Source organism: Phocaeicola sp. HCN-6420 (assembly GCF_037890145.1).
Lineage (GTDB): Bacteria > Bacteroidota > Bacteroidia > Bacteroidales > Bacteroidaceae > Phocaeicola.
Window position 1 is genome coordinate 23,977 of sequence record NZ_JBBKBJ010000036.1, and the last position, 11,535, is coordinate 35,511.

Sequence of the window (11,535 nt, forward strand, 5' to 3'; positions counted from 1 at the left end):
TAAATGTGGAAAGATTTCTTTTATTATTCAAAATCGGAGCGCAGGGTAATCCTTCTTTTAATGATCATCGCCTTGCTGTTGCTTGCTGTGTGGGCAGGTATACATTGGCTTTATCCTTCTTCAGCTCCCGTTGGACTTTCTGATAGTGAGGAAGTCAATTCGTTTGTGGCCGGTTTAAAAGAAAAAGAGAAAAAAACTCATACGCTATATCCATCGAAAAGAAAAGCCCGTATTGTATTACAGCCTTTCGACCCGAATACAGCCGATTCACTTACATTGAGTAAATTGGGATTACCTGCTTTTATAGTCCGTAATATTTTAAAGTATCGAGAGAAAGGAGGTATATTTCGTTCACCCGAGGCTTTTTCACGGATATACGGTTTACAGGCAGAACAGTTTCAAGCCTTGAAGCCTTATATTGTCATTGCTGAGCCGACAAAAGTTAATACAATCGTGTCTGATACTTTTCGGCAAGTCAGAGATACAGTTCCTTATATTCCTAAATATCCGGAAGGAACTGTAGTCGATTTGAATAAGGCTGACACTTCGGTTTTGAAGCGTATTCCAGGCATTGGAAGTGGGCTGGCACGTATGATTGTATCTTACCGGCAACGTTTAGGAGGCTTCTATGATGTTGCCCAATTGCAAGAAATTCCTCATATTGATGCCGGTATGAACAGATGGTTTACAGTTGTACCGGGAGTCTTGCAGAAGATTCAGGTTAACCGTGCTTCGTTGGAGAGATTGAAGATACATCCTTACATGAATTTCTATAAGGCAAAGGCCATTTTGGAATATCGCCGTAAGAGAGGAAAAATAAAAAGTCTTTCCCAGCTCTCAATGTTGGAAGAGTTTTCTGAGAAAGACCTTAAAAAATTATCTCCTTATTTATCTTTTGAATAAGGATACATTATTCTTGAGTATATCCGGCTGCTTTGGCTATTTTAACAGGTATTTCTGTGTTGTCTATGCGCCCTTGGAACTGTTCTGCTCCAGCTCCGATGGCAAAGACAGGAACATATCCGGCAGAGTGTCCTCCACTGGTCCAGCCAACCAAAGCTATTTCATCGATAATACGTTTCGCTTCTGCTGCAAGAGGTTCATCTTGTGCATATTCACTCTTTTCCAGCTTTGTTTCTTGTCCTTTGAATGTTTCAGTATATTTTGCCTGTAGGCGTTCCTCTTGCGCCTTGCTAAGCTGTACCTTATCCCAGAATCCGAAGTTTTCTTTCAGTGCCTGTTGTACTTTTTCCCAAGAAACGTTGTTGTCATATTTCTTGCGAAGCTCATTCAGGATACGAGTAAATCCGTTTTCACTTACTTTCTGGTTTTTCAAGACTTGCAGGTTCAGTTTATAGGCACCTGTACCCAAAACAAATCCACCTGTTTCATGGTCGGCTGTTACTACAATAAGTGTTTCGTCCGGATGCTGAGAATAAAACTCGTAAGCTACCTTTACAGCCTCGTCCATGTCGACAACTTCGTGGAATACTGTGGCAGCATCATTGCTATGGCACGCCCAGTCAATTTTACCTCCTTCTACCATCAGGAAAAATCCTTTCGACAGATCTTTTGACAGAAAATTGATAGCAGAGCGGGTAATATCGGCAAGTGTCAGATCATTTTTTGTACGGTCTATAGCATATGGAATAGCTGTACGATCTGCTTCCGATGCTTTTTCACTTTGGAACAAAATCATCTTATCAGCTTTCTTGCATTTTTTCAGATAATCCTTGTAGCCTCTTGCAATTACATAACCGTTCTTTTCTGCCAGACTATATAGATTTTCGGATGTTCCACTTTTGTCCTCTTTGTTAGTAGGGTCAAGGAAATCGGAACCAGCATAAAAGTCGAATCCGGCAGTATACAAATCTTTTCCTATTTTATAATAACTTCCACGACTGGGATCGTGTGCATAAAATGCAGCAGGAGTTGCGTGGTCTACACTGACGCTGGTAGTGACACCTACACGGCAACCTTTGTCTTTAGCCCATACAGCGATACTGTTAACATCCGTCTGTTGGTCCTGTTTCATACCAATTGTGCCGTTTTTGGTTTTATTGCCTGAAGCAAGAGCTGTACCGGCAGCAGCCGAATCAGTAACTCCATTCGTAGCTGAGAATGTGGTTGCTGTAGTAGCATAAGGAAACTGAGTAAACCAGATAGGAGTGATTCCTATTTTTCCCTCCAGTTCACCTCGGTATAATTCGGTTCCTTGTACTTGATTTACTCCCATTCCATCACCGATGAAATAGAATACATATTTCGCTTGTTGGGCATAGCCTAACGAAACGAAGAGAAGAAAAGATAGTAAAAGTGAAAATTTCTTCATGTCTTTAACTGATTATTGTTTGACGCAAACTTACGATATAATTCCGTAAAGCGGAAATTATTCTTTCTCATTTGTATGAAATACATGTTAAAAGCTTACTTCTTTATGGCTCTCTACTACGATTCTTTTACATCTCTGTGACAGAATATCAGTTGTCTTTTTCTCGTTTTCTTCGTTTGAAGGATAAATAAAATGAATATATCGGTAGAAATTTTGTGCAGCTTGCGTTAATGATTAATGATTTTATTAACTAAATAGTTTGTCATTATGAAGAAAAATTGGATGAAATGGTCGTATTTGACCATTTTGGCGCTGGCATCATGTCAGCAGAGAGATTTATCAGAACAAGTTTTAACCGGTAATCTTGCATTGGAGATACAGGCTTCTATTGCAGGAGAAACACTTTCTCGTACCACGACTCAGCAGGATGGCCATACAGTGTTTGCTCAAGGCGATAAGATTGGATTTTTTATGCCAGAAGAGAGTACACCTGCTTTATGGACTTTGGGAGAGAGTTCTTGGCAGCCGTCCGCTTCTTTGTTCTGGCCGGACCAGAAGAATGATTATGATTTTTGTGCATTTTATCCATATACAGAGGATGCCGAGCGTACAAATGTCCCGATGCCCGATTTGAGTACTCAAGACGGGAAACTGGACAACATTGGTAAATGTGATTTTCTGGTAGCTGAAAAAACGTGTAATTATCAGACCAATACAGGTAAAGTTTCATTTACAAATGACGCGGCTTTTAAACATGTCTATAGTTTGATACTCGTTACATTAGTGAAAAATGAAAAAGATGCTGAAACGACTCTTAAGACGGCGACCTTCGAGGGAAAAGATATTCTGTCGAAACATACTTACAACTTTACAGAGAAACAAATGCAACCCGTTGTCGAGTCGCCAGAAGGAAATACTCTTTTAGTCGACTGCTCATCAGAAAAGACTGTTATACCGCAGGAAGGTTATTCCATTGCTGTATTGCTGAATCCAACAGAAGAAGGAGGTACCTTGAAATTCTCGGTTACTTATGAACGTGATGGGATAGCCTATCAGGCTTATACGGAGGCAATGAAAGGACATCTGGTCGGTGGAAATTGCTATAAATACAAGGTTAAGATTGAAAAAGAAAGTCTGGTTATTGAAGGAAGCGAGATTTCCGATTGGCAGACTGACGGAGAAACCGAGGATATTACAGTAAACGATGTACCTCAAGAAAAATAATTTTCTGTTTTGATTAATATCTCTCCCTCAAGCATTGCCGGAAATAGGATAAAAACGTGTAACTTTGCAGAATATTTAACATATAAAACAATTAAAGCTCTTTTTGGTATATGAAGGCACTCAAGGAACGTATCTTGCGCGATGGTAAATGTTTTGAGGGAGGAATATTAAAAGTTGATAACTTTATCAATCATCAGATGGACCCGATTCTGATGAAATCAATGGCGGTGGAGTTCGTGCGCCGTTTCGCCAGTACAAAAATCAATAAAGTGATGACTATTGAAGCAAGTGGTATTGCTCCGGCCATTATGGTAGGATATCTGCTTGAACTTCCGGTTGTCTTTGCTAAAAAGAAGAAACCCAGTACAATGGAAAATATGCTGACTACTACAGTCTATTCGTTTACGAAGGACCGTTCGTATGAAGTATGTGTCAGCAGTGACTATCTCTGTCCGGGAGATAAGGTATTATTTATCGACGATTTCTTGGCTAACGGTAATGCTGCAAAAGGAATTATCGATCTGGTGCAGAAAGCCGGAGCCGAACTGGTGGGTATGGGATTCCTCATTGAAAAGTCATTCCAGCATGGGGGTGATTACTTGCGTGCGCAAGGTATTCACGTTGAATCGTTGGCTATCATCGAAAGCCTTGATCACTGTGAGATCAAAATAAAAGAGTAATTGAATGAAATGAAGAAACTATACGTTGTTCTGAAGTGTATAGTTTCTTCATTTTTTGTTTTTCATAATTAAATAAGTTAGTATTAGTTTTAATGGAAAAAGAACAGACTGTAGCTCCGGGTGCGGGGCTGATTTACGGACTGAATGACCGTCCGCCTGTGAAAGAAACGATTTTTGCCGCTTTGCAGCATCTGCTGGCTATCTTTGTGGCTATTATCACTCCTCCGTTGATTATTGCTGGTGCGTTGAAGCTTGATTTGGAAACAACAGGTTTTCTTGTTTCAATGGCTTTGTTTGCATCGGGTATCTCTACTTTTATCCAGTGTCGTCGGGTAGGACCTGTCGGTTGCGGATTACTCTGTATTCAGGGAACCAGTTTTTCTTTCATTGGTCCGATTATTTCTGCCGGGCTGACCGGAGGACTTTCTGCTATTTTTGGTGCATGTATCGTTGCTTCTTCAGTAGAAATGCTGATTAGTCGCGTGCTGAAGTATACTCGTCGTATCATTACTCCGCTGGTTTCGGGTATTGTCGTTACGCTTATCGGTATGAGTTTGATTAAAGTTGGTATTTCTGCCTGCGGAGGTGGTGCCGTTGCTCAGGCAAATGGTACGTTTGGAGGCATACAGCATGTAGGACTTGCCGCACTGGTATTGGTTCTGATAATTATTTTCAACCGTAGCTCCAACCGTTATCTGCGCATGAGTTCTATCGTTATCGGTTTGGTTATCGGATATATTACGGCATGGGCACTGGGTATGATCGATTTCTCTGCTGTACAGAACTATGGCGGATTCAATATTCCTATACCTTTCCGTTATGGCATTTCATTCGATATATCTTCAATTATAGGTCTGGCACTGGTTTATCTGATTACGGCTATCGAGGCTTATGGTGATATTACTGCCAACTCTCTGATTTCGGGTGAGCCAGTAGAAGGAGAAACATTTGTAAAACGTGCTTCAGGTGGTATTCTTGCCGATGGATTCAACTCGATGCTGGCTGGTTTCTTCAATTCATTTCCTAATTCCATCTTTGCACAGAACAACGGTATGATTCAGCTTACCGGAGTGGCAAGCCGCTATGTAGGTTACTTTATCGCAGGATTCCTTATTATACTGGGACTGTTCCCGGCTGTGGGACTGGTGTTCTCGTTGATGCCGGAACCCGTACTTGGAGGTGCAACGTTGTTGATGTTTGGTACAGTTGCTGCTGCCGGTATTCGTATCATTGCCTCACAGCAGATAGACCGTAAGGCTACATTGGTCATGGCTCTGAGCTTCTCTTTCGGTCTGAGTGTGGAACTGGTGCCCGATATCCTTTGTCAGTTGCCCGATACGTTGCGTAATATTTTCTCTTCGGGTATTACAACCGGTGGATTGACTGCTATTCTTGCCAACCTGCTGATCCGAATTAAAGAATAATTCAGTGTTGAGGAGATACGCCAAACTCCCGACAATTTTGTTGGAAAGTTACGGATTGCAACGATAAAAAATAAAAGAATCGTATCAGGCTCTGTTTTTGAGCAGTGATACGATTCTTTCTTTTTATCTGTAGGAGATGTTCTATTTTCGGATGGAATTACGATATCGTTTTTCCCGATGTAACCGATGCTTATATCGGTATCCTTCTTTTATTCTTCGTTCTTTTCCTTTTCTGAAGAAATACTTCTTCCACTTTCCTCAATCATGGAGCGTATGTTGTCGTTGAATTCATCCTGTTTCATCAGATCCTCCAGAGTGATATGCATACGCCACCGCCAGTAGTGACGAGGATTGGCTGGGATATTGATGCGTTCGATGTTGATATTCGGATTACGCAGGGTATCGTCCATCGAGGTCCAGTCTTGCCATGTCAGTATACACAGCATGGAAGGACTTTCCAGATGCTGGCGTATAACCTCCTCGCACAGCCATGCCGGAGCATGTTCGGGGACCTCTCCCCAGTGTCCCAGTTCTTGATGGTAGAAGCGTTCGGTCTTTTCCTTATCTTCTTCCCACCAGCCGCGGAACGTTGACATGTCGTGAGTACCTATGGTACAGACAGAGTAGAAAGGATATTCGTGTACCTGTCCGAATTCGTGTGCCGGACTCTTAGGCATTCGCTGTATTTCGAGCGACAAAATCTGCAACTGGTTCATTACCCAGGGAACACAGTCGGGTACCATGCCGAGGTCTTCTCCACAAACCAGCATCGATGTGCTTTGCGTCAGTACAGGTAGCTTCTTCATGGCCTCGTGATACCAGAACTCATTGTGCCGCTGGTAGTAATAATGATTGTACAGGTGATTGAATGCCTCCTGATCCTGTTCCCTCAGTTGCTTGAAGATATAATCATTCTGCACGGCGATTCGCGGATGATACATCTCGGGATTGTCACGGTCGGGAATAAAGAGGACGTCGCTGATCAGGGCATAAAGTTTTTCCTTTATGTTCTGACTCTCAGCATCCGCCTTGTCGGCAAAGTAGGCTTCCACCTTCCGTTGCGTATCAAACTCCGGACGCATGACGTAAATGTCGTGATGCAGTCGTCTGACAAACGTTTCTTTTACCTCTTCACTGTGTTCTCCGAATACGGTATTCAGAATATATTCGTTGATAAATGGGCGAGTCATGGTTTCGCGGTCGAAAGGTACTCCGAAACTTTGTATTTCATCCTTACTCATCGGAAGCGAGGGAACAAATTGTCCCAACAGACCGTGTATCGAATGGTACGGAATTTCCCAGATGCGGAAGAAGCCTAAGATATGGTCTATACGATAAGCCGTGAAGTATTCCGCCATCTTGCGGAAGCGTTTCTGCCACCAGCTATAGTTGTCTTTAGCCATTACATCCCAGTTGTAAGTGGGCATACCCCAGTTCTGTCCATTGGTAGAAAAAGCATCGGGAGGGGCACCTGCCTGTCCGTTCATGTTGAAATAATACGGTTCTACCCACGCTTCTACGCTGGTGCGGCTGATGCCGATAGGTATATCTCCTTTGATGATGACACCTTTGCTTCTTGCATAATCGGATGTGGCAAGCAGCTGTATGTGTAGTTCGTACTGGAGAAAATAATAAAAGGCTATTTCCGGATATTCTTCTTTCTCCGGGCTGCATAATTCCTGAATTTGCTCCTTGTCATATTTGCTGTAGTCGCCCCAGTAGTTGAAATCGGATGTGCGATATAAGTCGCGCAGGTAGCTGTATGCTGCATACGGGACGAGCCAGTCCTTGTTGTCGCGGAAGAATGCTTCAAATGCTTCGGAGTTAAGAATATTGTTGGCTTCTTGTTCGAAAATCAGCTTCAGATACTCCCTTTTCAGCTTGTTGACTTGTTCATAGTCTACTTGTGGAAGGGCATTCAGACGGACACGTTCTTCTTCGAAACGTTTGCTTTCCGCTTCATCCTTTAATGCAGGGAGCTGTCGCAGGTCGATATACATAGGGTGGAAAGCATAGATGGAAATGCTGTTGTACGGATATGAATCCATCCACGTATTGGTCATCGTCGTATCATTGATAGGCAAAATTTGCACCACCTTCTGTTTCGTATCGGAAGCCCATGTGATGAACATCTTCAGGTCGCCAAAGTCGCCTACTCCGAAACTGCCTTCCGAGCGGAGAGAGAATACCGGAATAGCACATCCGGCAACCCGCAGTTCCGGTGTATGGAAGAATACTTCCGTTTCTGCCGGAAAGTAAGTTTCCCCACGTTGCAGCGGTTGGGTGTGGAAGATACGGTTGTTCCGTGTTTCCCATTCTACCACGGCTCCAGTCTTGTTGCTGACAGCTACGAATTTATATTCAAACGGAAACTTCAGGGAAGAAGCATCTACCGTGAGCTGCCATACGCTGGGACGTACTTCACGCATCCGGATGGGGCGGCAATATTCCCAGTTGCCCAGCGCATTACAACTGCCTATGATTCCAAGCGACTGCTGCTGACTGCTTAATCCCGGACAAAGTGCACGAAACGTGATGCAACAGCCTACACTGTCGTTCAGGCGTACTGGAGCGGCAGGAGCATATTTATTGTTGAATGCAGAACTGTACCGGTAGTTGTGTTCCGGCAGGTCGCGCCAGCAGTCGTCTATGATGTAACAGCTCTGCTGGGCATTTCCCGGATAGATGATATGAGCAATCGCCCCCAGTTCCTTGCGGGTACATGCCTTATTCTGGTATATGGCGTAACGGTAGGTCAGGGGAGTATCGCACGGCGACAGTTGGTATTCACAACTGCCTTGCCATTCGATACCGTCGCGGGTAGACAAGGCTATCGACTGGCTTTCGTCTTCATCGAAGATGATGCGGACTTCTTCTCCCCATAACGTACGGTATTGGATTCGGAATATCAGTTTCATTTTGTTTCGAAGTATTAGTTTTATTGTCTTTCCAAAAGTAGTGAATAAAACCGAAAACTCTTTTCTCACCGGCGTAATTTTTATTCGGAACAGATTGAGTGTTTCCTTCTGTGGATAATTTCGGCTGGTGCAGGGCAAACAGGAAAGACAGAATAGAAACTGACGAGGTGGCCTGATAGGTTTTGCTGGCAGTTGACGGAAATAAAAAAGCTCCGGAAGTGGTTTCCGGAGCTTCCCTCGTTGTAAGATGCGAGGATGGATTTTAAAAATTAAGTTTATAAAAATGCACTACGCATCAATGTTTGCGTAGGTAGCATGTTTCTCGATAAATTCACGGCGCGGAGCAACGTCATCTCCCATCAGCATGGAGAAGATATAATCAGCTTCGGCAGCGTTTTCAATGCTTACTTGTTTCAGAATACGGGTTTCCGGATTCATGGTAGTTTCCCACAACTGTTCCGGGTTCATTTCACCCAAACCTTTGTAACGCTGTGTGTGAATGCCGTTTTCTGTTCCGTCGCCATATTTCTGCATGAAAGCCTGACGTTCTTCGTCGGTATAGCAGTATTCACTGATTTTACCTTTTGAACATTTGTACAAAGGCGGATTGGCAATATAAAGATGTCCGCCCTGAATTACTTCAGGCATATAACGGTAGAACAATGTCATGATCAGGGTGTCGATGTGAGAACCATCGACATCGGCATCGGTCATGATGATAACCTTATGATAACGAAGTTTGTCGATGTTCGCCTTCTTGCTGTCTTCCGATCCGTCTACGCCGAAACGTACTCCCAATGCCTGAATGATGTTGTTTACCTCATCGCTTTCGAATGCCTTGTGCCACATGGCTTTCTCTACGTTCAATATCTTACCGCGCAACGGCAGGATAGCCTGGAACTGACGGCTTCGTCCTTGTTTGGCAGAACCACCTGCCGAGTCACCCTCGACAAGGAACAATTCGCATTCTTCCGCCGTACGGCTTGAACAGTCGGCAAGTTTTCCGGGCAGACCACCTCCGCCCATCGGGCTTTTGCGCTGTACCGATTCACGTGCTTTGCGTGCGGCAACACGTGCGGTTGCAGCAAGAACGACCTTGTCGACAATGGTCTTTGCTTCCTTCGGATGTTCTTCCAGATAGTTTGTCAGTGCTTCGCCCACGGCCTGATTGACCGCACCGCTCACTTCGTTGTTACCTAATTTGGTCTTGGTCTGTCCTTCGAACTGAGGTTCCGCTACCTTTACAGAGATAACGGCAATCAGTCCTTCGCGGAAGTCCTCACCCGAGATTTCTACCTTTGCCTTTTCCAGCGCCTTGCTTTCTTCCGCATACTTCTTCAGTACACGTGTCAGCGCCATACGGAATCCGGCTTCGTGCGTACCACCTTCTATGGTGTTGATGTTATTGACATACGAGTGCAGGTTCTCGCGGAATCCTGTATTGTACATGATAGCACATTCGATAGGAATACCCTGCTTTTCGGTGTTCAGGTAAATCACGTCGTCGATAAGCGGAGTGTTTGTCGAATTCAGGAAACGGACGAATTCTTTTACACCTTCTTCCGAGTGGAAAATTTCCTGTTTGAACGAACCGTCTTCTTCCTTTTCGCGTTTGTCGGTCAGCGTGATAGTAATACCTTTGTTCAGGTATGCCAGTTCGCGCATACGTGCCTGCAGGATATTATATTTATATTCGGTGGTAGTGAAAATGCTTCCGTCGGGCCAGAAAGTCTGTCGGGTACCGGTTATGTCGGTCGTTCCTACTTCCTTTACGGGATAAAGCGGCTTACCACAAGCATATTCCTGCTGGTAGATCTTTCCGTTTCGGAATACGTTTGTCGTCATGTGTGTAGAAAGAGCGTTTACACACGATACACCTACACCGTGCAAACCTCCTGATACTTTGTAGGAGCCTTTGTCGAATTTACCTCCGGCGTGCAGTACGGTCATAACGACTTCCAGTGCCGACTTCTTTTCTTTCTGGTGGAAATCGACAGGAATACCACGACCGTTATCCTGTACGGTGATTGAATTGTCTTCGTTGATTGTTACTTCTATATGGGTACAATAACCGGCCAGGGCTTCATCGATAGAGTTGTCTACTACCTCGTACACCAGATGGTGCAATCCCTTTTCACTAATATCGCCGATATACATGGCGGGACGTTTACGTACGGCTTCCAGTCCTTCCAACACCTGGATACTGCTTGCCGAGTAACTGTTTCCGCTGTTTGGTATCAGTTCTTCACTCATCTCTTTTTACTTCTAGTTTTTTAAGTGTTCAAAGTTACTAAAAAAGCGTGATATAACCGAGTTTATGGTTCTAAAAAACTTGAAAATCGGATAGGAAACAGGGAGGATTCGTGCTTCCTCTCGGGGCAGGCAGGAAGCAGACTGCCGTTGTCTTTTGGGGCTGGCGATAATCCGTAACTGGGGAAATGCTTTACTGAGGTAATATGTACCCCGTAAAGTTATAGTTGGCGCCTAAAAAACTTTTGGTCAGTCGGACGAAACATCGGTTGGTGTCCTTGTAAAGGATGATCAGCATGGTGGAGATTCGGATAACTTCTCCATTGGTTTTCAATTCATAATGGATATCTCCGTTCTTTTGTCTTTCTCCTTTAGAGAGTGTGGCTGTGAGTCCGTGCTCATGCCGGGGAGATCTTTTGGTCCGGCTGCCTATATCTTCGGGTGAGATGTAGTAAGAAAGCTCATTGCCTTGCATGCTGAAATAGCAGTCGGATGCGAATCGTTGCTTCGGACGTCTTCTGGAAGTGCTTTTGTCGTAGATTTCTTCTATCACAATCTTGAACCGATGTTGTTCCAGCGCCTGCATTGCTTGTTCGTGACTGACTTTTTTAGTCGCAACGTTTGTGGTTTTGCATCCGCTTCCCAATAGAAGAATAGTAACAAACAGAAGGAGAGAAACTATGTTTTTCATAAGCATAGGTTATTTA

The 11,535-nt window shown here is 44.0% G+C and carries 8 protein-coding genes; 4 read left to right on the top strand and 4 right to left on the bottom strand.

Annotated features, from left to right (window positions below; all coding sequences use genetic code 11):
* The first annotated feature begins 3 nt into the window (after positions 1-3).
* On the top strand, positions 4-903 hold the full coding sequence (locus tag WKT12_RS14845; protein ID WP_340320181.1) for a helix-hairpin-helix domain-containing protein: 900 nt from the start codon (positions 4-6) through the stop codon (positions 901-903).
* Between the two features lie 7 nt (positions 904-910).
* On the opposite strand, the gene WKT12_RS14850 is transcribed toward WKT12_RS14845, so the two are convergent.
* Complete coding sequence (locus WKT12_RS14850; protein WP_340320182.1) at positions 911-2,332, bottom strand: alkaline phosphatase; 1,422 nt, start codon at positions 2,330-2,332, stop codon at positions 911-913.
* A 267-nt stretch (positions 2,333-2,599) separates the two neighbouring features.
* On the opposite strand from WKT12_RS14850, the gene WKT12_RS14855 reads away from it, so the two are divergent.
* The 3 genes from WKT12_RS14855 (at position 2,600) to WKT12_RS14865 (ending at position 5,660) form a co-directional block, all read left to right on the top strand.
* Complete coding sequence (locus tag WKT12_RS14855) at positions 2,600-3,556, top strand: fimbrillin family protein (RefSeq protein WP_340320183.1); 957 nt, start codon at positions 2,600-2,602, stop codon at positions 3,554-3,556.
* Between the two features lie 110 nt (positions 3,557-3,666).
* The gene (gene xpt / locus WKT12_RS14860) at positions 3,667-4,236 is read left to right on the top strand and encodes a xanthine phosphoribosyltransferase (RefSeq protein WP_022232105.1); all 570 of its coding nucleotides are present in this window, start codon (positions 3,667-3,669) and stop codon (positions 4,234-4,236) included.
* Positions 4,237-4,328: 92 nt separating this feature from the next.
* A complete protein-coding gene (locus WKT12_RS14865; protein WP_340320184.1) occupies positions 4,329-5,660 on the top strand; it encodes a nucleobase:cation symporter-2 family protein in 1,332 nt (443 codons plus the stop codon).
* Between the two features lie 209 nt (positions 5,661-5,869).
* Here the strand turns inward: WKT12_RS14865 and WKT12_RS14870 are convergent, their stop codons facing one another.
* The 3 genes from WKT12_RS14870 to WKT12_RS14880 all read right to left on the bottom strand — a co-directional run bounded on the left by WKT12_RS14870 (position 5,870) and on the right by WKT12_RS14880 (position 11,519).
* The gene (locus WKT12_RS14870; RefSeq protein WP_340320185.1) at positions 5,870-8,578 is read right to left on the bottom strand and encodes a 4-alpha-glucanotransferase; all 2,709 of its coding nucleotides are present in this window, start codon (positions 8,576-8,578) and stop codon (positions 5,870-5,872) included.
* Between the two features lie 288 nt (positions 8,579-8,866).
* Complete coding sequence (gene gyrB / locus WKT12_RS14875) at positions 8,867-10,831, bottom strand: DNA topoisomerase (ATP-hydrolyzing) subunit B (RefSeq protein WP_340320186.1); 1,965 nt, start codon at positions 10,829-10,831, stop codon at positions 8,867-8,869.
* A gap of 190 nt (positions 10,832-11,021) precedes the next feature.
* On the bottom strand, positions 11,022-11,519 hold the full coding sequence (locus WKT12_RS14880) for a DUF4251 domain-containing protein (RefSeq protein WP_340320187.1): 498 nt from the start codon (positions 11,517-11,519) through the stop codon (positions 11,022-11,024).
* Positions 11,520-11,535: the final 16 nt, after the last annotated feature.